The sequence below is a fragment of the Pseudosulfitobacter pseudonitzschiae genome, from assembly GCF_002222635.1.
GTDB classification, from domain to species: Bacteria; Pseudomonadota; Alphaproteobacteria; order Rhodobacterales; family Rhodobacteraceae; genus Pseudosulfitobacter; species Pseudosulfitobacter pseudonitzschiae_A.
Genome location: NZ_CP022417.1, coordinates 61,918 through 84,931, shown reverse-complemented (window position 1 = coordinate 84,931; position 23,014 = coordinate 61,918). Strand labels below are relative to the sequence as shown.

The window sequence follows — 23,014 nt, the reverse complement described above, 5'->3', positions numbered from 1 at the left end:
GCGGCCAGCGCCGCGTGCTTAGCCCATGCGTTCGCTGCTGTACGATCCGGGCGAGGGGGGGAAGACCACGGTTTTGTTGCCGTTCAGGAACACGCGGCGGTTGGCGTGCGCGTGAATGGCGCGGGCCAGCACTTGCGCCTCGACGTCGCGGCCCAGTGAAACGTAATCAGACCCGTTCTGGGCGTGGGTTACGCGCACGATGTCCTGTTCGATAATCGGGCCTTCGTCCAGATCGGCGGTGACATAGTGGGCAGTGGCCCCGATCAGTTTCACGCCACGCTCGAACGCCTGTTTATAGGGGTTTGCCCCCTTGAACGACGGTAGGAACGAGTGGTGGATATTGATGATGCGCCCCGACATTTTCTGGCACATGCTGTCCGACAGGATTTGCATATAGCGGGCCAGTACGACCAGATCGGCGTCGACGTCTTCGACCACTTCCATGATCCGCGCTTCGGCGTCGGGTTTGTTCTGGGGCGTCACCTTGATGTGGTGAAAGGGGATGTCGTGGTTGACCACAACCTTTTGGTATTCGGTGTGGTTCGAGATGACGGCAACGATGTCGATGGGCAGCGCGCCGATGCGCCAGCGGTACAGCAGATCGTTCAGGCAGTGGCCAAAGCGCGAGACCATAATCACGGCCTTCATCTTGGTTGCTTCGTCATGGAACGACCAGTCAAGGTCCAGCGCTTGGGCCACAGGGCCAAAGTCTGCGATCAGCGTTTCCAGCGTCGCGTCCAGTTCGGATGTAAAGCCGACGCGCATGAAGAACTTACCGGTGTTCAGATCGTCGAATTGCGCGCTGTCCAGAATGTTGCACCCGTGGTCGGCCAGATAAGCCGAGATGGCAGACACGATGCCACGGCGCGAGGCGCAGCTTACGTTCAGGCAATATTTCGTCATCGTCAGGTATCCTAATATTTGGACGTAAGAGGGGAAAGTGTGTACGGCACCCGTGCCGACACCTATGCGCCAGCGGGCGGGATCGACAAGGATGCACAACGGCGCGGTGCGACAGAAAAACGACACGCGCAGCAGATTCTGAAGCTTTGCTTGAAATTTACCTGCCAGGGGTGGGGCGGCGATGGCTGGAATGTAATGAGATACTTGAAATAGTAAGGAGTGAGGATTAACGTGAAGGTTCCGATCAGGGATGCCGTTATGCAAGAATCTACCGTCACACTAAAAGGTCAGACAACCGTGCCCAAATCGGTGCGCGCGGCGCTTGGCCTGCGGCCGGGGGATCGGGTGCGGTATCTGATATTGGACAACGGCGAGGTGCGGTTGCTGAAATCGCGCCCCCTATCGGAACTGGCCGGACGGTTGCGCCATGACGGGCCTGCGGTGACGCTGGACCAGATGGACAAGGCGATTGCCCACGGGGCCGCCGATGATCGGGATTGATTCCAATGTTCTGGTGCGCTTTCTGACACAAGACGACCCCGCCCAATCGGCTGCTGCAACCCGTTTGCTGGGTCAATTAACGATGGACAGCCCGGCGTTTGTCGCGCGAGAGGTGATGATCAAAACCGTCTGGGTGCTTGAGCGCGCTTACCGGTTTGATCGCGCCCGCATTGCCCAGGCACTGGAAGGGCTGTTGGAAGCCGAGGAATTGCAGATCGAGGCCGCCGATGCGGTCGGGCTGGCCTTGCACCGCTATGGGGCAGGGGGGCCGAGTTTTGCCGATCATATGATTCAGGTGGCGGCGCAGGCGACGGGGTGTACGACGACATATACGTTCGACTGCAAAGCAGCGGCGACTGATGCTGCGACCCTGCTGGTATGACCATTCGCATCCTGCACACCGCCGACTGCCATCTGGATTCGCCACTGCACTCGCTGGCGTTGCGCGATCCTGACCTGCGCGATAGGGTGCAGACCGCCACGCGCACCGCATTTGCACGCATTATCGACACGGCCTTGGCCGAGCAGGTGAACGCACTGCTGATCGCGGGCGACCTGTTCGACGGGGCCGAGCGCAGTGCGAAAACGGCGGCCTTTCTGACGGCGCAGATGGACCGGCTGCAAGCGGGCGGCATCGCGGTGTTCTATATCAAGGGCAACCATGACGCCGAGAACCCGATCACCGGCGCGCTGAGCCTGCCCGATAATGTGCATGTTTTTGACGGGCGCGGCGGCAAGGTGCAGTTGGTCGGGGCGGATGTGTGGATTCATGGTGTCAGCTTTGCCGGGCGGCACGCACCCGACAGTTTGCTGGGCAAGTTTCCGGCTCCCGTGGCGGGAGCAGTGAACATCGCGATGCTGCACACGTCGCTGGTGGGGGCGGCGGGGCACGATCCCTATGCGCCGTGTACGGTGGCCGAGTTGGCGGGCATGGGGTTTGACTATTGGGCGCTTGGCCATGTTCACAAACGACAGGTGCATTCCGAAGCGCCGTGGATCGTGATGCCCGGTATCCCGCAAGGGCGGGATATTGGCGAGTTCGGTGCAAAATCCGCCAGTTTGCTGACGCTGGAGGCGGGGCAGATTTCGGTGCGCGAAGTTGCAACTTCGGCGATCACTTTCCTGCACCATCGGATCGATGTGTCCGGCCACGACCACCCCGATGCGCTGCGCGGTCATTTGCGTGATGCGCTGGCGGATCTGGCGACAGACCAGCCCACCGATGCGATCCTGCGCCTGACGCTGAGCGGTGCCACGCCGCTGCATTGGCAACTGCTGCGTGACCGCGACATCTGGCAAGAAACTTTGGGCCGGATGGCGCAGGACACCGGCATGCTGTGGCTGGAAAAGCTGCGGTTTGATTTGCGCGACGACCACACGCCCGCTGATGCCTCGGCCACCGATGCGCTAGGGCAGATGATGCAAGATATGCTGGCCGAACCGGGGATGATGGCCGCGCTTCAAGACGAATTCGATACGCTTCTGGCCGAACTGCCTGCCGCGCGGCGCACTGCACTGGCCCCCACACAAGAAGCCGCCGCCGCGCGGGCGCAACAACTGGCAGCATCAGGTGCGGCACAGATGATTGCTCGGATGAAAGGGGCCGACAGCTGATGCGTTTGCGTCGTCTTTCGCTGGATTATTTCGGCCACTTCACCGGCCAAAGCTATGACTTTGGCGCGCTCGGGGACGGGTCCGATTTCCATGTGATCTATGGCCCCAACGAGGCCGGTAAAACCACCACGATGGAGGCGGTTCTGCGCCTGCTCTACGGCTTTCCCAGCCGCGAAGCCTATGATTTCCAGCACAAGCGCAAAAGTCTTCAGGTTTCGGGAACGGTCGAAGTGGACGGCGAGTTGCGCGATCTGGTGCGCATGACCGGACGCAAGGGCGCGCTAAGTGACGCCAACGGTGCGACCCTGCCTGAAGCGGCGGTGTCGGCACATCTGGGCGGGCTGGCGCTGGATGATTACCGCACGCTGTTGTGTCTGGACGACGACACGATCGAAAAAGGTGGCGAGGCGATAGCCAGCAGCAAGGGCGACATCGGTCGGCTGTTGTTTTCTGCCGCCGCCGGCCTTGGTGATTTGGGGGCGGTGCTGGATCAGGCGGGCGCGCACGCCGATGCGCTGTATCGCAAACGCGCCAGCAGCACACAGATGGCGGCATTGAAGAAAGAACTGGCCGAGGTCGAAAAGGCGATCCGCGATGGTGACGTATCGGCCAGCGCTTTTGCGCGGTTGAAAACAGAACTGGCACAGGCGCAGGAGACCGAGGCACAGTTGCGCGAGGAACGAGACGCACAGGCGCGTGCGCTGGCGCAGGTCGCGGCACGTCAGAGCGCACTGCCATTGGTGATGGAATATGACGGGCTGGCAGGGCAGATTGCCGACAAATCCGACTATCCCGCGCAGTTGGATATCACCGCCGAGGCGCTGGTTGACCTGTTGACCAAGGACAGTCGGGCCGAGAGTGATATCGCGCGGTTGACCGAGGAAATCGCTGCGTTGGAACGGGAAATCGGTGCGCTTGCTGTACGCCCCGATCAACAGGATTTGGCACAGAAGTTGGTTGAGCTGGACGATTTGCGCAGCCGCTTTGTCACTGCCGACCGAGACCTGCCGCGTCGCAAAGGCGATTTGACGGATTTGGTACAGGCAATGGCGGATGTTGTACGCAATCTTGAGGCGACGGGTGATCCTGCCGCGATGGTGCTGACGCCCGTACAAATTCAGCGGTTGGAAACGGCCCGCGATGCGGCGCACGCAGCCGTGCGTGCTTGCACGGTCGAGGCGGGTGAAGTTGAAGCGTTGCGGGCGCGTCTGGTCGAGGCCGAGGCGGCCTTGGCGGACCACGCTGCGCCGCAGGACAGTGGCATTGGGGCATTGCTGGAACGCTATGCTGCCGACAGTCTGCAAGGAGCCTACGCCACGGCCCGCGCCGAGGTGGACGCGGCTGACGCGGCCTTGGGTGCAGCTTTGGACGGGCTGCATTTCAAGGGGCAGGATTTTAAGGCCTTGCCGCCCTGTCCGCTGTCCTTGCAAGAGGCGCAGCGATTGGCAGATCAGCACGCCGAGGCCCTGCGCGATAAGGCGCAGGCACTGGAAAAAGCGCGGGAGCATAGCGCGCTGGCAGCAGAAGCGGCGTCCCAGATTGCGCAGAGCACGGCGCAGGTTGGCCAGATCGGCGATGCCGAAGCGCTGGCCAAACGCAGCACCCGTGACGGATTGTGGGCGGCGCATCGTGAAGTGCTGTCTGATGATACGGCGGAGCGCTTCGAACAGGCGATGATGCAGGCCGATGCGGTGTCGGATGCGCGGTTGTCACATGCCCGCACGCTGGCGGATTTGCGGGCGGCGGAACTGGCTCAGACGCGGGCCGAGACGCGGGCAACTCAGGCCGAAAGTGAGGCTGAAAGCTGTCAGGTGCGCATTGACGCGTTGGAGCTTGCAGCGGCGGAGGCTGCTGTGGGTGCGGATCTGTTGCATCCCGCTTTGCCCGCGGATCTGGCTGCTTGGGTTGCGGCCCATGCTGTGGCCAGAACGGCAGAGCAAAAGGCCAGACGTTGCGCCGACAGCCATCGTGCCACTTTGGACAAGGCAGCGCGTCTGGCTGCGGAACTGGCCCCGCTGATTGATCTGGATGCACCGGATTTTGCGACGCTGATCGACAGCGCCCGTCGACGCGCAGCGCAGGATCGGGGCGCAGCCGAGGCGCTGGCGCTGGCGGCAAAGGCGCGCGATGTCTGTGCGGCCGATCTGAAGGCCCGCGCTGATACGTTGCAGCTACTGGGCGGGGAAAAAGACGCACGGCTGCGGGACTGGGCTGACGCTGTGGCCCAAACTTTGGGCGGGCAGGTTCTGCCGGATGTTCTGGATGCCTCGCTTGAGCCATTGCGCCGCTTGGCAGTGCTGGATGACAAACGTGCGGGGATCGCGGAACGGATTGGCAAGCTGGAACAGGACCGTGTGCAGTTTGGCGCGGCAATGGCGGACTTGGGCCAGCGGTACGGGGTCGAAGGTAATGACGCGGGCGAGATTTTCGAGGCGCTGCGCAAGTTGGCCGGCGACGCCGCAGCGGCAAGCACGTTGCACGGGACGCTGACCAACAATCTGACGCAGGCCCAAGAGGCGTTGCAGGCTGCTGAAACCTGCCGCGCGGATATCGCCCGCAAGGTCGCGGTTTGGGCTGCGGGTTTTCCGGATCATGTGGCAACCGAAAGCCTGCCTGATTTGCGTGCTGCCGTGGCGGACGGAACCGCTGTTATCGCTGCGCGCGCCCGTATGTCCGAACTGGATGCGCAGGTGCGGCTGGCGCTGTCAGTGGATACGCTGGATGCAGCCCGTGCGGTGCTGAGCGAAACCACCAGCGCCGATCTGGATGCGGAAATGGCCATGTTAAAGACCGAACGGGACAGTCTGACTGCCCGTCTGGAAACTGCCATCGCGGTACGGGCAAATGCGCAATCCGCTTTGACCGCTATCACGGGGGATACCGACATCGCGCGGTTGACCGAACGTCGTGCCACGCTGGAATTGCAGATGGAAGACTGTGCGCTGAGCTATCTGGAGTTACGCATGGGTCAGCGGTTGGCCGAAGAGGCGCTGCGCAGGTATCGTGATACCCATCGCAGCGGCATGATGCAGGCGACCGAGACGGCGTTTTGCACGCTGACGAATGGCGCTTATGCACGGTTGGGCACTCAACAGGGCGCGAACGGGGCCGAGACGTTGTTGGCGATTGATGCCACTGGCACGTCGAAACAGGCGCAGGATCTGTCCAAAGGCACGCGGTTTCAGTTATATCTGGCATTGCGGGCGGCGGCCTATCAGCAGCTGGTGGGACAGGGTGTTTGCCTGCCGTTTCTGTGTGACGATATTTTCGAGACTTTCGACGAGGACCGCACAGCCGCCGCCTGCCGTGTGATGGAGCAGATCGGGCGCAGCGGGCAGGCGATTTATCTGACGCACCACCGCCATGTGGTCGAAATTGCAAAGCAGGTCTGCACCACGCCGCCCATGATCCATGTCATTGGCGGGGCAGATATTGCAGGCGAAGTGTGAAAACCGCAGGGCCCCACGCATTTTCCATAGGCCAATGATGATCAGAACGCATTTCTGTGTTGAACAATCATAGGTTGATCCAGTATTTCACGCTATGGGTGTGGATAGGGCCGCCGGTGCCTACGATGAGGTCGAAAGGGAATCTGCCAATACATGCGAAAGTTGTGGATTATGAGACACCAATGCGGATTGTGCCGCCGCACAAAGGGAGAAATATTTAGACACAATTCGTCTTATCAAGTATCAACTTCAGATAGCGGATTTCGCGAACGGCCCATAAACAATACCAAAAATCGGTCGCGCATCTAAAGTAAAGTTATCGCAACCAAGTCAGGCTCTTCCTTGCGCAAACTGGATATTTTTTTTGTTGTTCTGTTCACGCTGATCACCGTCAGCCTTGCAATGCTGCGCTATCAAACCTCGCAAAATTCGGCGCGAGAGGAGTTTTCGCGTCTGACCACGGATGGGATCGAGGCACTGGATATCCGTATGCAAAGCTATTTGCACAGTATGACGGGTGTTGCGGCGTTCATCGACGCCTCGAATTATGTCAGTGCGCAGGAATTCGACAATTATGTCAAATCCCTTCACATCGAGACCTATCTGCTCGGCATTGTGGGCATGGGCGTGGTCGAAGAAGTGAATACTGCGGATTTGGAGGCATTTCAGGCCCGTGAACGGCGCAACGGTCAGCCTGACTTTACGGTACACCCGAAGGTTGATGTGCAAGAGCATTTTATCGTCAGCCGTTTGGCGCCCTTGGCCGCCAACACCAAGTCGTTGGGGCTGGATGTTCGGTCAGAGCCGGTGCGAGAGGCGGCGCTGATTGTGTCACGGGACACGGGTAGGCCGCATTTGACGGCGCAGGTTGATTTGTTGCGCGATGGAGTCGAAAAACCCGGTTTTGTGTTGGTGATGCCGGTGGAAGACATCAACGGGCTAAGCGGGGCCAATCACAGATGGGTTTACGCCCCTTTTGTAGGTGCGGATATCCTCAGCGGTCTGACGCCAAGCCAAAGCAGCAGCTACGAGGTCAAGATTTACGACGGCAACCAGATTGTGCCCGAAACGCTGGTCTTTAATTCGGATGTGGGCGGCAACAACGCGGGCGCGTTCAGTCGCGTGATTCATGCCGACTATCTTGGCCGGACATGGACAGTAGTTTACCAAAGTACGCCGGCTTTTGATGCTCTGTTCAAGAAATACGCGCACCTGTTGATCCTGATTGCAGGGACGATCTTGACTGTGATGCTGATCGTGGCCTTGCGCAGTTCGCGGTTTCGCAGCGAAGCAATGGCAGAAGTTGCCGAAATGCGCGCACGCAAGCTGAACGCGCAGGAGGACGAGAAAAGCTCGATTCTGGAAAATGCGGTGTCGGCGGTGTTCATTCTGGATGACAGCAATCGGGTGCTGTCGGCCAATAAGGCGGCACTTGATATGTTCGGGTACAGCGCCGACGAAATGCCGGCCAAGGATTTTTCGGCTTTGGTGCGGTGTCCGACTGATCCTGATCCGCAAGAGCGCCATAACGCCATCGGCCATACCAAGGACGGGGCCGAATTGTTGCTGGATGTGCAGCGCAACGTCTGGAAGTCGTTCGACGATTATTTGCGCAAGACGATCATCGTTCACGACCTGACTGAAGAAATCCGCATCCAAAATGAGTTGAAGAACACCAAGACACTGTATGACCTTGCCTTGCAGGGCGCGCGGATCGGGGTGTTTGATGTGGATCTGGTGAATGGCACCTCGGATGTGACCGAGACCTGGAGCCGGATTATGGGGCTTGAAGGGGGCACGCGCGGGGTGGACACGCAGGCGCTGTTTATCAGCCGTATTCATCCCGAAGACCTGCATATTCTGCGCGATGCCGACAGGGCGTGCATTCGCGGTGAAACCGAACGGTCTATCGCCGAATACCGGGTTCGGTTCGACACCGACGCGGGGCCGGTCTGGCGCTGGATGAAGTCCAATGCCATCGTGGTCGAGCGGGACAAAAACGGCAAGGCGATGCGCCTGATCGGCACCCAGACCGACGTCACGGAGCTGCGCCATTCGCGCAATGCGCTGGAAGCCAGCGAAAAGCGGTTCCGCAAGGTTCTGGCCGTGGCCCCCGTGGGCATGGTGATGATGGATGACCAAAGCATTATCACCGGCGTCAACGCGGCATTCTGTGCGGTCAGCGGCTATTCCGAAGAAGAGTTGATGGCACCGATGCGCATGTCGGACCTGATCCCACCCGATGAGCGTGGACCGATCTATCGTGCTGTGGCGGCAATGGTTGACGCACGTGGCGAACTTTATCAGGGCGAACATCAGGTGTTGCATTCCAGCGGCGAGCTGCGCTGGTGCTATTTCCGCGTCAGTTGGGTCTATGATAGAAATCAGGGCCGCAATTTTTATGTGGCGCAGGTTCTGGACATCACCGATCAGAAAAAGATCGAGCAGATGAAAAACGAATTTGTGGCTACGGTCAGTCACGAGTTGCGCACGCCGCTGACGTCGATCAAGGGTGCGTTGGGTCTGATCACGGCCACCGCAGGTGACACGCTGAATGCGCCATTGCGCCGGTTGGTGGACATTGCATCGACCAACACCGACCGTCTGACCTCGATTGTGAATGATATTCTGGATCTCGAGAAGATCTCGTCGGGCGAGGTTACGTTCAACTTTGAGTCCGTTAATATGTGCGACCTGATCAACGACACGCTGATCGAGCTGTCGCCGTTCATAAAAAATCACAATGCCGTTCTGGACGTGAACCTGCCGGACAAGGCACTGCGGGTCTGGGCTGATCCGGGGCGGACCAAACAGGTGTTGGTCAATCTGTTGTCGAATGCGTGCAAATATTCGCCCGATCACAGCACCGTGCGAATCAAGGCCGAGATGCTGAACAACAAGGCCATCGTCTATATCCAGAATGAAGGGCCGGGCATTCCCGAGAACTTTCATTCGCAAATCTTCAAGGCATTCTCGCAGGCTGACAGTTCGGATACGCGGGCCAAGGGGGGCACCGGTCTGGGGTTGAACATCACGCGCCAGATCGTCACCCGTCACGGTGGCGAGATCGGATTTGAAAGCGTGCCCAATCGTGTCACCGTATTCTGGTTCACTTGCCCGTTGGCCGAATATCAGGAGATGCTGCCGGACATTACCCCCAAGCCGGTCACACCGAGACAGGGCGGCAACCGGATCAAGGTGCTGCATCTTGAAGACGATCCAGATTTTGCCGAAGTCATTCAATCGGGCTTGGGCACTGTCGCCGACGTGCGCCACGCCACAAGCCTTGCCGAAGCGCGTCAGCGTTTGAATACGGAACGCTTTGACGTTGTGGTTCTGGACTGGAGCCTGCGCGACGGCGACGCCTCGGAGCTTTTGGACGAGGTGTGGAGCGCCAACAAGGACGTTCGAATCGTGTCGCTGTCTGCTGATGGCAACCGCAGTGCAGACCCCCGCCTGTCGGCGAACCTGATCAAATCGCGCACTGATCTTGCGGGAATATCGGCCTGTGTTCTAGGTTATGAAACGCAGGTTTCATAACCCTTTTCCAACGGTAAGAGTTGAAAAACTCAACACTGCCCTATTTTTGCCAAGTTGGATTGTAATAGATCGCATACCACCCGAGCTTGGGAGGTTTAAGCAGAAATGGGATGTCTTTTGGCGGCATCCCAGTGTGCAGGGATGAGTGTTTTGTTTATTCAGAAGTTGACTGACAAGACAGGGATGGGCTTTGCAATTGGCACAGCTTTGGCCTGTGGCTGGTACGCATTCAGTCCGACAGTTTTTTCTGGACCTTCTTCGAACACTGTGGCCGCTCTGGGTGCGATTGCGTTGGCGGGCTTAACCCCTGTTGTGATTGCCAAATACAATCTGCACCGGACCAGTTCGGGCCGCGCTCTGTCGATGGCGCAGCGGCTGAGTGCGCTAGACCGTCACGCGATGGTCAACATTGTTAACGACAAACACCAGATGACCGAGGTCAACGACCTGCTGCTGGAAATGACCGGTTACTCGCGCAGTGATCTGATTGGCGAACAGGTTCTGAAGCTTTACGATGCGACGAACCGCGCGCTGGCGTTGCAGATCCGCACCTACCTGCAACGGGGCGAGATGTGGCAGGGTGAAACCCCGCTGCGCTGCAAAGACGGGTCGATCATGTATACCCATTGCACGATCATGCCGCTGTTCGATACCAAGGGAAACTGGTCCGGCTCTATCTCGGTGCGGACCGACATTACGCAAAGTCGTCAGTTGTTGGCAGAACACCATGTTTCGGAAAGTCTGCATGAGTTGCGTGACGATATCTGGATCGTGCGCGCCGACACTGAGCACTTCACCTATGTCAATGCTGCCGCGCGCCGTCGTTTGGGATGGCAAGGCACCGGTATCAGCGCCCATTCGCTGGGGGATCTTTCGCACCAGCCGGGCGGCAAAGCGATCCGCGCGGCCTGTCGCCGCATGATAGAACGGGACGAAAGTTCGTCCCAGTTTGAAGATACGCTGTTCGACGTGCCCTTTCACATCAGCATCAAGTTTCTGCGCAACGATCAGAACGATGCGCGGTTCCTGATTGTGTTGAACGACATTTCCGACCGGATCGAGCAAGAGCGCCGCCAGTCGGAATTTATCTCGACCGTCAGCCACGAGCTGCGCTCGCCGTTGACCTCGATCAAGGGGTCGATGGGGCTGATGCTGTCCAATGCCACTGGCGATCTGCCTAAAAAGGCGGTGGGGCTGCTGGAAATTGCGCATCGCAACGCGGACCGTCTGGTGCTGATCCTGAACGATATTCTTGATCTGGAAAAGATTTCAGCGGGTAAGCTGGAATTCACTCTGGACGATGTGAACATGTGCGATTTGGTGCGCGAGGCCGCCGAGGCCAACAAATCACTGAGCGACCGGTTTGGCATCACCTTGGAAATGGTGGGTCTGGACGAATTGCCGTTAAACCTGCGGACCGATCCGAATCGTGTGATTCAGGTGCTGAACAATCTGGTGTCGAACGCCTGCAAATTCTCCAAGGCGGGCGATACAGTCACCATTCGCGTGCGTGACGAGGGCGAAAACGTGCGCGTTACAGTGCGCGATCAGGGACAGGGCATTCCGGTGCCGGACCAGCACAAGATTTTTCAGAAGTTTGCCGACCTTGCAAATTCCGCCCGCTCGACCAAAGGTGGCACCGGGCTGGGGCTTAGCATTTGCAAGGCGATTGTTCAGAGCCTTGGCGGAACCATCGGATTTACCAGCCGTGAGGGCAGTGGCACAACATTCTACTTTGTTTTGCCAAAACGCAGCATTATGAAAGAAGAGGCAAGCAGTGAACCGACTTTGCGCGTAGCCTCTTGATTGGAATATTTGATGATAAAACTTTTGCACGTAGAAGATGACGCGGACATTCGCGAAATCGCTCAATTGGCACTTGGCCTCTCGGGCGATTTCGAGGTTGTTCAAAGCGCCTCTGGCGAAGAGGCGCTTCTTGTTGTGAAAACTTTTACACCTGATGTGCTGCTGTTGGACATGATGATGCCCGGTATGACCGGTCGCCAGACGCTTGAGCAGATGCGACTGATTCCCGCACTGGCCGAAACGCCGGTGATCTTTATGACCGCGCGTGCTCAAAACGCCGAAGTTGAAGAGCTGCGCAATCTGGGTGCGGCGGATGTTATCAGCAAGCCGTTCGATCCGATGACGCTGGGCGAACAGATCAAGACTACGCTCAAGGCGTTTGCCTGAGGGGCGAGATTTCAGTTTAAAGCGTCCGACGCAAAACTTGAATCGAAAGGGATTCCCTTGAGGCTTCAACTGTGATTCATCCAGTTTGGGAGGATGGATCATGTCAGCACCTTTGCCAGATGCGCTACGGGCGCGGTTCCAGAAGTTGATTGAAGAAGGGTTTAGCGGGCGCGCGGCGGCGTTGCGGTTGAAGCTGTCCCCTGCGACAGGCGCGCGTTGGGGGTTTGCGATCCGGCGAACTGGACAAGCAAAAGCCGCACCCCAGGGCCGCCCCCGCGGCAAGGGTAAGCTTGATCCGCATCGGTCGTTTCTCGTCGAACTGATAGAGCAGGACGGCGACATAACCATGCCTGAACTGGCCGGTGCTCTGTCGGATGCAACCGGCGTACAGGCGCACCCTGATGCGATTGGCCGATTTCTGCGCAAGCTTGGCTTTACGTACAAAAAAAGACGCTGGTCGCCACCGAGCGCCGCCGCGCACGTGTAAAGAAACAACGTGAAGACTGGTTCATCCATCGTCTGCCAGCCGTTTCGGCTAAGCCAGACCATGTTGTGTTCATTGACGAAACTTCGGTCAAAACCAACCTGACCCGACAGCACGGATGGTCGCAGCGCGGCGAACGCCTCGTCATGGATGCCCCTTTCGGCAGTTGGGGCACACAGACCTTCATCGCGGGTCTCAGTGCCGATGCCTTGCTCGCGCCATGGGTCATCAAAGGCGCGATGGATGGCGAAGCCTTTGCCGCCTACGTCGAACAAGTGCTGGTGCCAGAGCTGGAACCAGGCACTGTTGTCATCCTGGACAATCTTGCCACGCACAAGAATGCCGCCGCTGCCAAAGCCATGCGCGAAGCCGGATGCTGGTTCCTGTTCCTGCCGCCCTACAGCCCCGACCTGAACCCAATTGAAATGGCGTTCTCCAAACTCAAAGCACACCTGCGCAGGATCGGCGCTCGAACATTCACAGATATGTTCCACGCCCTCACAGAAATCTGCGATCTATTCTCGCCAGAAGAATGCTGGAACTACTTTAAGGCTGCCGGATATGTCTCAGGTTAAAAGTCGGTTGCTTTAGGTGCTGTTTGAGGCACCCACCGCGCGGTGGGTGCCTTATTACTGTCGGGCCAGATCAGCGGCCATTGCAAGGTGATAGCGGTTGCAAGGCATGGGTCGCAATGCAGAAACGCGCCGACTGGCGGCGCGTTTTTGACAGGCTCTGATTCCCGGGAGGGGGGTCAGTCGGCAGTGTCGTGGCATTGTCTGACAAAATCGTCGAGCTGCACCAGCAGCCCGTCAGGGCACAGCGCCAGATCATTGTCGGGGCCTGTAAGATGGGCGATGATTTCATTCTCGCAAAAGCGCGCCGAAGCACCGAGCTCTTCGAACCCGAGCGAACCAGCGGTGCCTGCGATCTGATGCAAAATATCACGGGCCGCGGCAAGGTTGTCGTTCACGTCCTCGACTGTGATGCCATCATAGGCCTGCACAGCATGATGCGCGATGCTTTGCCGGCGGGCCTCCAGCAAGTCGAGAAACCGGCTCCGGATCTTTTCGAGGCCCGACACCATGTCCAAACCGCCCTGCATCATCATGCGCGTTGCTCCGTCAGCCAAAAGTCGTGGCGGTTTCGTTCGTACTTCAGTGCTGCTTCCTTGGCGCTGGCGTGCGCCTCGCCCAAGGTGTCCATGATTGCGTTGCCGGTTTTCCAGGTCATCCGCACGGCGTCGCCGGTGCTGACGCGCGGCTCCAGCGGCTCGCCTGCGTTGTTGAACATTTCCATCCGCGACAGGGCCAGGTTCACGTCGTCCATCAGCCGCTCGGGATCGGGCCGCCAGCCGCTTTCGGTGACGCACACAAAGGTGCCGTCCCCACCGTAGGACATCAGGAACTGGTGCCCCGACAGCGTGTCTGACAGCACTTCGGCCACGTCTGAAATCAGCCCGTTGAATTCAAATGCGTTCAGCGTCTTGTGAAAGTTCTCGATCCCGCGCACCGAAAAGGCAAAGGCGGTCGAGCCGAACAGCGCGTTGCGCGACAGTTGGGCCACATAGTTTTCCATCGAGATGAAGTCGATCACGTTGTCTACGTCATAGACCGACAGCGGCTCGTGCAGCTCAAGCGTCTGCGGCACCTCGGCGGTGGATTTGGCGGCAAAGATTTTTTTAGTCCGCATCTGGCGGGTCGCAGCCAGCTTTTCGACCATACCGACGCGCGCGCGTAATTCGTTCACTTCGAACGGTTTGGTCACATAGTCGGTGGCCCCTGCGGCAAAGGCCGCGTCGATATAACGTTTGTCAGCCATGGCTGTGACCATCAACACCGGCGTATCGGCATAGCGGGCCATGTCACGAATATGTTTTGTCAGCTCGATCCCGTCCATCTGCGGCATCTGGATGTCCAGCATGAAGCAGTCAAACGGGGCGATACCGGGTGTCTTGAGGATATCCAGTGCCTGCGGGCCGGATTCAGCCGTCGTCAGCTCGTGTACGCCAATGGCTGCAACGAATTGCGTCAGCAGTTCCAGAATGATCGGGTCGTCATCGACAGCCAGAATACGCACTGTAGTCTCCATTTTTTGATTCCGTCACTCAGCAGTGCGCTAAGTGCTTATGAACAACCCTACGGGGAAAGGTGTCATCAATTGGGCAAAAGCCGAAACAATTGAATATTTTCAAAAAAACTGTCGCTGATACTGGGCAAGGTGTCATATTTCCAGAAAACCCGTTGATATTAACGACAAACGGTGGCGCGGGCGGGATGCCTACGACCACCGTCAGCCGGATTAACGCATGACCGGGGAAAGTCAGTCGCGGGCATCCACATAGTGTTCAAATTTCGCGAACAGGTTAATTTCTTCTTCCTCGACGCTTTCTTTAAAAGGTTCCGGTTTGATGCTGGTCTCGCGCAGCTTTTCACTGGCGGACAGGCCGGACCAGTAACGCTGGTTGCCCACGGAATCGATGCGCACCTTGGGGGGCGTCGCGATCTGGCTGGTTTCTTCGTCCCAATTGCGTGCAAGATCCTCGGACATGCTGCGGCGCAGCTTGTTCAGGTCCAGACGACGGCGACCGATGGTCAATCCCAGAAAACGGCCCGAGCCGACATAGGCCACATGCGCTGCAAAGCCGTTCAGCGAATCCAGCGTAATCTCGGCCAGTTGTTCGATTGCGTTGCGGAATGCGGGGGCCGACACGGTGTTGTGGGCCGCTTTCATGCCTTGGGCTTCGATGCTGAACAGGTTCATTGCATAGCACCCGGTCTGCAAACGCAGCAGATGGTTTTCCATCTCAAGCAGGTTCGACATGCCGGGAGTGTCCAGTTTGAACGGCTCATCAAAGCGTACTTTGACCAGCGCGGTCAGTTCGCCAAGGGTATGTTGCGCTTCGCGTTCGCGCAGCAGGCTGGCGTTCAGCAGCCCCGCCGAGTTGATCCGCGCGCCCAATTCGACGCCTTCCAGCGGTTTTGAAATATAGTCGGTTGCACCGGCGAAAAACGCGCGTTGCATCAGGCCGGCCTCGCGGCTGGCGGTCATCATCAGGATCGGCGTACTGCGATAAGCGGCGCACGCGCGGATCATTTCGCACATTTCGATCCCGTCGACACCGGGCAGCATGATGTCCACAAGGAAACAGTCGAACAGACGCGGCGATTCACGCACGATGTCCAGCGCTTCTTCGGCAGAGGCTGCGCAGGTCAGTTGGTAGTTTTTCTCTTCGGTCAGGCTGCCTTTGAGAAGGTCAAGAATGACCGGGTCATCGTCTACAGCAAGAATGTGCATCATTTATTTCGGTCCCCATATACGTTTTGGCCGGCAGCAGAAAAAACCCGCTTTAAGTTATTTTCAAATTTTCAAGGAAAGGGGGCAAATTTGAGACGCGTTCGCGGAAAAGTAGTGTTGAAGGCAGTTGAAACGACGTATTCAGGCTGAAAGTCGCCGAAACGCGCCCTACGCGGATACGAATTGTGGCAGAAATTTGCACTACTGCGCGTAGAAAACCTTTGTTCCGGTGCTGTCGCAAAATGCAGCACAGGCAGGGGACAGGGGCAGGTCGGTGAAAAAGACGTCTACCTCGGACATTGACGCGATACGGGCGGGGGCCTTGCGTTCGAATTTGGACCCGTCGGCGACTAAAAACACCTCTTCCGAGTGTGCAATGATGGTTTTGCTGACGCCGACCTCTTGAATGTCAAAGTCCATCAGGTCGCCATTGTCGCGCAGGGCCGAACAACTGATAACCGCATGGTCGAAACGGAATTGCCGGATTGTCTGGGTCGCAAGATCACCGATCAACCCGCCGTCGGAGCGGCGCAGGTTGCCGCCCGTTACCACCACCTCGATGCTGGGGTTTTGCGACAAAATCATGGCAATGTTGATGTTGTTGGTGACAACCAGCAAGCCTTGGTGATGCAGCAATTCTGCGGCAACCGCTTCGGTGGTTGTGCCGATGTTCAGGAAGACAGAACAGTCGTTGGGAATGTGCCGTGCACAGATCCGCGCGATGTCGACTTTGGATGCCTGATTCAGCGCGCGCCGTTCACTGTATCCTATGTTTGTTGTCGTGGACGGCAGCACTGCGCCGCCATGCACCCGTTCCAGTTTACCCGAGTCTGCCAACTCTGTCAGGTCGCGGCGGATGGTTTGCGGGGCCACGCCGAAGTGGTCGACCAGACCGTCCACTGTCACGCGGCCTTCGCGACGCGCAATCTTGATGATTTCGGGTTTGCGCAAAGACTGGCTCATATTCACTCCAAGTTCGCCGCGAATCGAACTTGCGGCCTGCGCTATTGTGCGGTTTTCAGGGTGCGCTTGTAAATTGCCGCGCGTTTATGGACGAAATACAGAGTAAATTCAGCCTGTTGGCGAAAAACGCGCAAAAACGAACATTTTTATCTTACAAACGCGCGTAAATTTTGTAACCTTTGATCAAGCGGCGGAAACGTCGCAGGGGAGGCTTACAATGAAACCGGATTACGACCTGCTGATTATCGGCGGTGGCATCAATGGATGCGGCATTGCGCGTGACGCGTCTGGCCGTGGTCTGTCAGTGTGTCTGGCCGAGATGAACGACATCGGGTCGGCAACGTCGGCATCTTCGACCAAACTGTTTCACGGTGGCCTGCGTTATCTTGAATACTTTGAACTGCGTCTTGTGCGCGAGGCGCTGATCGAGCGCGAAGTGCTGCTGCGCGCAATGCCGCATATCGCGTGGCCGATGCGTTTTGTGCTGCCCTATCACCCCTCCATGCGTTTTGACATGAGCACGCCGACGTCCAAACTGCTGAACGTGGTGATGCCGTGGATGCGGGGGCGGCGGCCTGCCTGGCTGATCCGGCTGGGCTTGTTTATGTATGACAATCTGGGCGGACGCAAAATTCTGCCCGGCACGTCCAAGCTGGACCTGCGCACAGCACCGGAAGGGCGCGCGCTGGATCCCAGGTTTGAAAAGGCGTTCGAATATTCCGATTGCTGGGTCGAGGATTCGCGTCTGGTGGTGCTGAACGCCCGTGACGCCGAAGCACGCGGCGCACGGATCATGCCGCGCACCAAGGTCACCAGCGCCGAGGTGATCGACGGGGTATGGCATGTTAATCTGCACGACGCGGCCACGGACGAGACGCGCACCGTGACTGCCAGGATGGTGGTAAATGCTGCGGGCCCGTGGGTGGGCGACGTGTTGCGCGGTACGCTGAAAAGTAACGCACAGGGCGGCGTGCGACTGGTACGGGGCAGCCACATCGTGACCAAGCGTCTGTTTGATCACGACAAATGCTATTTCTTTCAGGGCACCGACGGGCGGATCATCTTTGCGATTCCCTATGAAACCGACTTTACCCTGATCGGGACGACCGACATGGACCATACGGATGCGGATGTTGCGCCACAGATCACGCCGGAAGAACAGGCTTACTTGATCGACTTTATCAACGGCTATCTTTCGCGCCCGATTTCCGACGACGATGTCGTCTGGACCTATTCGGGGGTGCGGCCGCTGTATGATGACGGGGCCAGCAGTGCCAGTGCTGCGACGCGCGACTATGTGATCAAAACCGACACCAGCCGCGGTGCACCTGCGCTGAGCGTTTTTGGCGGCAAGATCACCACATACCGGCGGCTGGCCGAAACCGCGATGGAACAGATTGCACAGCAGTTCGACGGCATGGACAAGCTGTGGACCGCTGGCGTGCCGTTGCCCGGTGGCGATTTTCCGGTGTCGGGTGTGGATGATCTGGTGGCGGCGCTGAAAAACAGCTTTCCGTTTCTCGGCGACCGCTGGGCACTGCGGCTGGTCCGGGCCTATGGCACCGACGCCGCTCGGATGCTGGAAGGGGCGGCCACGGCTGCCGATCTGGGCGAGGATTTTGGCGCCACATTGACCGCGCGCGAAGTTACATGGCTGATGCAGAAAGAATACGCGCGCACTGCGCAGGACGTGGTCTGGCGGCGCAGCAAGCTGGGCTTGCGGATGGATGCAGCGGCAATCGACCGCTTGCAGGGATGGATTGAAGACCACGCACAGCAGTCGAATGCTGCGGCGGCGGAATAGGGGGGCGGTATGACGCTTGAGTTCAAAAACGTGTCCAAGGTGGTAAGCGGCGAGGTGCATATCCACCCCACCGACCTGACGCTGGAGCGCGGTACGATGAACGTGCTTCTGGGGCCGACGTCGTCGGGGAAAACATCGCTGATGCGTCTGATGGCGGGGTTGGATGTGCCGACCGAGGGGCGCGTGTTCTGGGAAGGTCAGGATGTCACAGGGATGCGCGTACAGGATCGCAAGGTGGCAATGGTCTACCAGCAGTTCATTAACTACCCGTCGATGACCGTATACGACAACATCGCCTCGCCCCTGCGGTTGATGGGCAAAACCAAAGCCGAGATTGACGTGGCGGTGAAACAGGCCGCGGATCTGATGCAACTGGGGCCGTTTCTGAAGCGTAAACCGCTGGAGTTGTCCGGCGGGCAACAACAGCGTTGCGCGCTGGCGCGGGCCTTGGTCAAGAATGCAGGGTTGGTGTTACTGGACGAACCGCTGGCCAACCTTGATTACAAGCTGCGCGAGGAATTGCGCGTGGAGATTCCCAAGATATTCGAGGAATCCGGCGCGGTCTTTGTCTATGCCACGACCGAACCCGAAGAGGCGCTGTTGTTGGGTGGCAATTGTGCGACCCTGTGGCAGGGCCGTGTGACCCAGTTCGGACCCACGCCGCATGTGTACCGCCAGCCGGTTGATGCGACGACGGCGCGGGTGTTCAGCGATCCGCCGATGAATTTCATGACCATCAGCAAGACCGGCGGCACGCTGATGTTCGGCAAGGGCCAGAGCGCCAAGGCCACCGGCCCGCTGGTTGACCTGGCCGATGGCCGCTATCTGGCGGGATTCCGGCCCAACCACCTTGAGATCAAACAACAAAAACCGGGCGCATTGCAGTTCGATGCAAAAGTGACAGTGACCGAGTTGACCGGATCGGAAACCTTTGTGCATCTTGACCACCACGGCGACACATGGGTGGGGCTGGTACATGGCGTACACAATCTGAAACCGAGGTCTGCGCAGCCGGTCTTTCTGGACCCGGCCCACGTTTATATCTTCACCGAAGCTGGCGATCTGGTCGCGCCCGCATCCTATGCATTGGCGGCTTGAGACATGGCAAAGATTACATTGGACAATCTGGCACATTCCTACCTGCCCAAGCCGACATCCGAAGCCGACTTTGCGCTGAAGGAGTTGAACCACGACTGGGCCGACGGTGAAGCATATGCCCTGCTGGGCGCTTCGGGCTGTGGCAAGTCGACGTTGTTGAACATCATCTCGGGGCTGCTGCATCCCAGTCAGGGGCGCATCCTGTTCGATGGCAAGGATGTGACCCGATCCAGCACTACCGACCGCAATATCGCGCAGGTGTTCCAGTTTCCGGTTGTCTACGACACGATGACCGTGCGCGACAATCTGGCGTTTCCGCTGCGCAACCGTGGCGAAAGCGCATCTTATGTGGCCGAGCGGGTGCAGAAGATCGCGGAAATGATCGGCATGGAGGATGTGCTGAGCAAGCGCGCCCGTGGTCTGACGGCGGATGCCAAGCAAAAGATTTCGCTGGGGCGCGGCATGGTCCGCGAGGACGTGAACGCATTGCTGTTCGACGAGCCGCTGACGGTGATCGACCCCCATATGAAATGGGAACTGCGCACCCAGCTTAAATCGCTGCATCACGAATTCGGGCACACGATGATCTATGTGACGCACGACCAGACCGAGGCGCTGACCTTTGCCGACAAGGTGGTGGTGATGCATGACGGGCGCGTGGTTCAGATCGGCACACCGCAAGAGCTGTTCGAGCGGCCAGAGCATACTTTTGTGGGGTATTTCATCGGCTCTCCCGGTATGAACCTGATCCCTGCATCGGTCGAGGGCACGTCTGCAGTTGTGCATGGTGCGCAGGTGGTATTGGGGCAGCGGTACGCGGCACTGAGCGGTGACGTGAAGCTGGGCGTGCGGCCCGAGTTTGTGGCCCTGACCGAAGGCGATGGTTTGCCGGTCAAGGTGCGTCGCGTCGAGGATGTGGGCCGTCACAAGATCATCCGTGCCGACCTGTTCGGAAACGAAATCAACATCGTTGCCGCAGAAGGCACCAGTATCACGCCGGACATGACGCGCATTGCGTTCGATACCGCGCAGGTCAACGTCTATGTCGATGACTGGCGCCAACAGGGAGAGGCCGCCTGATGAACAAGACAGTCAATCAAAAAGCATGGTTTCTGGTGCTGCCGGTACTGTTGCTGGTCGCCTTTTCCGCCGTCATCCCGTTGATGACCGTCGTCAACTACTCGGTGCAGGACACATTCGGGCAGAACCAGTTTTTCTGGGCCGGTCTGGAGTGGTTCGAGGAAATGCTGCATTCGGATCGCATGTGGAATGCGCTGGGGCGTCAGTTGATGTTCTCGGGGATTATTCTGGCAATTGAAATTCCGCTGGGCATCTTCGTGGCTCTGAACATGCCCAAATCGGGCTTCTGGTCCAGCTTTTGTTTGGTTGTGATGTCGCTGCCGCTGTTGATCCCGTGGAACGTGGTCGGCACCATCTGGCAGATTTTCGGACGCGTCGACATTGGCCTGCTGGGCTATACGCTGGACAAGATGGGCATTTCTTACAACTACACGCAGGATGTCTTTGCTGCATGGGCCACCGTGGTGGTGATGGATGTCTGGCACTGGACATCGCTGGTGGCGCTGCTGGCCTTTGCGGGGCTGAAATCCATCCCCGATGCCTATTATCAGGCGGCCAAGATCGATCAGGCCAGCCGCTGGAAGGTGTTCCGCTTTATCGAGCTGCCCAAGATGGCGGGCGTGCTGATGATCGCCATTCTGCTGCGGTTCATGGACAGTTTCATGATCTACACCGAGCCGTTCGTGGTGACAGGTGGCGGTCCGGGCAATGCGACCACGTTGTTGTCGATTGATCTGGTCAAGATGGCGTTGGGGCAGTTCGATCTTGGACCTGCCGCTGCGTTCTCGTTGATGTATTTTCTGGTGATCCTGCTGATCTCATGGGTGTTTTACACCGTGATGACCACGCTGGACAACAAGGAGGGATAAGGGATGACCGACGCAACCACCCAACCCGACGCCCTTCCGGGCAACCTGACCGCAGGCGGTACCAAACGCCGGATGCGGGTCAAAGGGTCGGCCATCGTGATGACGGTCTATCTGCTGTTCCTGATGCTGCCGATCTATTGGCTGCTGAACATGAGCCTTAAAACCAACACCGAGATTTTGAACAGTTTCACCCTGTGGCCGCGTGATCTGACTTTTGCCAACTATGCTACGATCCTGACCGATCCGGCGTGGTACATGGGCTATGTCAACTCGATGATCTATGTGGTGATGAACACGACCATCAGCCTTGCTGTGGCGCTGCCTGCGGCCTATGCGTTTTCACGCTACAGCTTCATGGGGGACAAGCATCTGTTCTTCTGGCTGCTGACCAACCGCATGGCGCCGCCTGCCGTCTTTGCGCTGCCGTTCTTTCAACTGTATTCCTCGGTGGGTCTGTTCGACACCCATATCGCGGTGGCGTTGGCGCATTGTCTGTTCAACGTACCGCTAGCGGTGTGGATTCTGGAAGGTTTCATGCGCGGCGTGCCCAAAGAGATCGACGAGACCGCCTATATCGACGGCTACAGCTTTGGCCGCTTTTTCATCAAGATTTTCATGCCGCTGATCGCCAGTGGCATCGGGGTCGCTGCGTTCTTCTGCTTTATGTTCTCGTGGGTCGAACTGCTGCTATCGCGCACGCTGACCACGGTGGACGCCAAGCCGATTGCCGCCATCATGACACGGACCCAAGGGGCCAGCGGCATCGACTGGGGTGTGCTGGCGGCGGCGGGTATTCTGACCGTCGTTCCGGGGGCCTTGGTCATCTATTTCGTGCGCAACTACATCGCCAAGGGCTTTGCCCTCGGGCGGGTCTGAAGGGAGGGCCGACACATGGACTGGATGGCTTGGACATGGCCGACTGCGATTTTCTTTATGGTCATCGCGTCACTGCTGGTCACCTTTACGGTGCTTGCACTTAAATTTCCCGAAACACCGCGCCGTGGCGTGCTGGGGATGGAGACAACGCGCGGGGACCGTTTGTTTATCACGCTTTTGGGCAGTGCGTTTATCAATCTTGGCTGGCTGGGGCTGGTCGGGGCCGCGCAACCCTATGCGTTGATTGTTTGTCTGATCTACGCCGCAGCGGTGTTTCGCTGGGTGTAAGTGACGGGCGCGTGGGCATGTGGGGCCTGCTGCGACCACGAAAGTACCCACATTCATA

20 protein-coding genes are annotated in these 23,014 nt (G+C 58.4%); 15 read left to right on the top strand and 5 right to left on the bottom strand.

Translation table 11 applies throughout. The annotated features are described in order from the left end of the window. Positions 1-18 precede the first annotated feature (18 nt). Entirely contained in the window at positions 19-903 is an 885-nt protein-coding gene (gene purU, locus SULPSESMR1_RS19985; RefSeq protein ID WP_089422829.1) for a formyltetrahydrofolate deformylase, read from the bottom strand. A gap of 39 nt (positions 904-942) precedes the next feature. Between purU and SULPSESMR1_RS25350 the strand changes: the two genes are divergently transcribed. The 9 genes from SULPSESMR1_RS25350 (at position 943) to SULPSESMR1_RS19945 (ending at position 13,259) form a co-directional block, all read left to right on the top strand. Then, entirely contained in the window at positions 943-1,116 is a 174-nt protein-coding gene (locus tag SULPSESMR1_RS25350; protein ID WP_217621153.1) for a hypothetical protein, read from the top strand. Positions 1,117-1,161: 45 nt separating this feature from the next. Then, the gene (locus SULPSESMR1_RS19980) at positions 1,162-1,404 is read left to right on the top strand and encodes an AbrB/MazE/SpoVT family DNA-binding domain-containing protein (protein ID WP_089422984.1); all 243 of its coding nucleotides are present in this window, start codon (positions 1,162-1,164) and stop codon (positions 1,402-1,404) included. Further along, complete coding sequence (locus SULPSESMR1_RS19975) at positions 1,391-1,786, top strand: PIN domain-containing protein (RefSeq protein ID WP_089422828.1); 396 nt, start codon at positions 1,391-1,393, stop codon at positions 1,784-1,786. The genes SULPSESMR1_RS19980 and SULPSESMR1_RS19975 overlap by 14 nt, the downstream gene beginning before the upstream one ends. Further along, positions 1,783-3,018 (top strand): metallophosphoesterase family protein, encoded by a 1,236-nt coding sequence (locus SULPSESMR1_RS19970; protein ID WP_089422827.1) that lies wholly within the window; start codon positions 1,783-1,785, stop codon positions 3,016-3,018. Before SULPSESMR1_RS19975 ends, SULPSESMR1_RS19970 begins: the two co-directional genes overlap by 4 nt. Then, the gene (locus tag SULPSESMR1_RS19965) at positions 3,018-6,467 is read left to right on the top strand and encodes an ATP-binding protein (protein ID WP_089422826.1); all 3,450 of its coding nucleotides are present in this window, start codon (positions 3,018-3,020) and stop codon (positions 6,465-6,467) included. The genes SULPSESMR1_RS19970 and SULPSESMR1_RS19965 overlap by 1 nt, the downstream gene beginning before the upstream one ends. Before the next feature lie 342 nt (positions 6,468-6,809). After that, on the top strand, positions 6,810-10,007 hold the full coding sequence (locus SULPSESMR1_RS19960) for a CHASE domain-containing protein (RefSeq protein ID WP_089422825.1): 3,198 nt from the start codon (positions 6,810-6,812) through the stop codon (positions 10,005-10,007). A gap of 141 nt (positions 10,008-10,148) precedes the next feature. Beyond that, a complete protein-coding gene (locus SULPSESMR1_RS19955; RefSeq protein WP_421086407.1) occupies positions 10,149-11,813 on the top strand; it encodes an ATP-binding protein in 1,665 nt (554 codons plus the stop codon). 12 nt (positions 11,814-11,825) lie between these two features. Further along, positions 11,826-12,200: a response regulator gene (locus SULPSESMR1_RS19950; protein ID WP_089422982.1), complete on the top strand. Its 375-nt coding sequence runs from the start codon at positions 11,826-11,828 to the stop codon at positions 12,198-12,200. Between the two features lie 100 nt (positions 12,201-12,300). Further along, positions 12,301-13,259 (top strand): IS630 family transposase gene (locus tag SULPSESMR1_RS19945; RefSeq protein WP_089422824.1). Its coding sequence is split into 2 segments (ribosomal slippage): positions 12,301-12,642 and positions 12,645-13,259, totalling 957 coding nucleotides; the frame shifts between segments, so codons are not numbered across the junction. A gap of 176 nt (positions 13,260-13,435) precedes the next feature. Here the strand turns inward: SULPSESMR1_RS19945 and SULPSESMR1_RS19940 are convergent. From SULPSESMR1_RS19940 to SULPSESMR1_RS19925, 4 genes are all read right to left on the bottom strand, one after another. Next, a complete protein-coding gene (locus SULPSESMR1_RS19940) occupies positions 13,436-13,792 on the bottom strand; it encodes an Hpt domain-containing protein (RefSeq protein WP_240311197.1) in 357 nt (118 codons plus the stop codon). Then, positions 13,789-14,772, bottom strand: a complete 984-nt coding sequence (locus SULPSESMR1_RS19935) for a response regulator (RefSeq protein ID WP_240311196.1) — start codon at positions 14,770-14,772, stop codon at positions 13,789-13,791. Before SULPSESMR1_RS19935 ends, SULPSESMR1_RS19940 begins: the two co-directional genes overlap by 4 nt. 231 nt (positions 14,773-15,003) lie before the next feature. Continuing rightward, positions 15,004-15,981 (bottom strand): response regulator, encoded by a 978-nt coding sequence (locus tag SULPSESMR1_RS19930; RefSeq protein ID WP_240311195.1) that lies wholly within the window; start codon positions 15,979-15,981, stop codon positions 15,004-15,006. A gap of 198 nt (positions 15,982-16,179) precedes the next feature. Further along, positions 16,180-16,941: a DeoR/GlpR family DNA-binding transcription regulator gene (locus tag SULPSESMR1_RS19925; RefSeq protein ID WP_089422823.1), complete on the bottom strand. Its 762-nt coding sequence runs from the start codon at positions 16,939-16,941 to the stop codon at positions 16,180-16,182. A 217-nt stretch (positions 16,942-17,158) separates the two neighbouring features. On the opposite strand from SULPSESMR1_RS19925, the gene glpD reads away from it, so the two are divergent. The 6 genes from glpD to SULPSESMR1_RS19895 are packed head-to-tail and all read left to right on the top strand — an operon-like array spanning position 17,159 to position 22,956. Further along, positions 17,159-18,745 (top strand): glycerol-3-phosphate dehydrogenase, encoded by a 1,587-nt coding sequence (gene glpD / locus SULPSESMR1_RS19920; RefSeq protein WP_089422822.1) that lies wholly within the window; start codon positions 17,159-17,161, stop codon positions 18,743-18,745. 9 nt (positions 18,746-18,754) lie between these two features. Next, positions 18,755-19,843 carry an ABC transporter ATP-binding protein gene (locus SULPSESMR1_RS19915; RefSeq protein ID WP_089422821.1) on the top strand — a complete coding sequence of 363 codons (1,089 nt, stop codon included), beginning with the start codon at positions 18,755-18,757 and terminating at the stop codon, positions 19,841-19,843. Between the two features lie 3 nt (positions 19,844-19,846). Beyond that, complete coding sequence (locus SULPSESMR1_RS19910) at positions 19,847-20,923, top strand: ABC transporter ATP-binding protein (protein WP_089422820.1); 1,077 nt, start codon at positions 19,847-19,849, stop codon at positions 20,921-20,923. Then, entirely contained in the window at positions 20,923-21,792 is an 870-nt protein-coding gene (locus tag SULPSESMR1_RS19905; protein WP_089422819.1) for a carbohydrate ABC transporter permease, read from the top strand. The genes SULPSESMR1_RS19910 and SULPSESMR1_RS19905 overlap by 1 nt, the downstream gene beginning before the upstream one ends. Before the next feature lie 3 nt (positions 21,793-21,795). Next, positions 21,796-22,668 carry a carbohydrate ABC transporter permease gene (locus SULPSESMR1_RS19900; RefSeq protein WP_089422818.1) on the top strand — a complete coding sequence of 291 codons (873 nt, stop codon included), beginning with the start codon at positions 21,796-21,798 and terminating at the stop codon, positions 22,666-22,668. Positions 22,669-22,683: 15 nt separating this feature from the next. Continuing rightward, positions 22,684-22,956, top strand: a complete 273-nt coding sequence (locus SULPSESMR1_RS19895) for a DUF2160 domain-containing protein (protein WP_089422817.1) — start codon at positions 22,684-22,686, stop codon at positions 22,954-22,956. Positions 22,957-23,014: the final 58 nt, after the last annotated feature.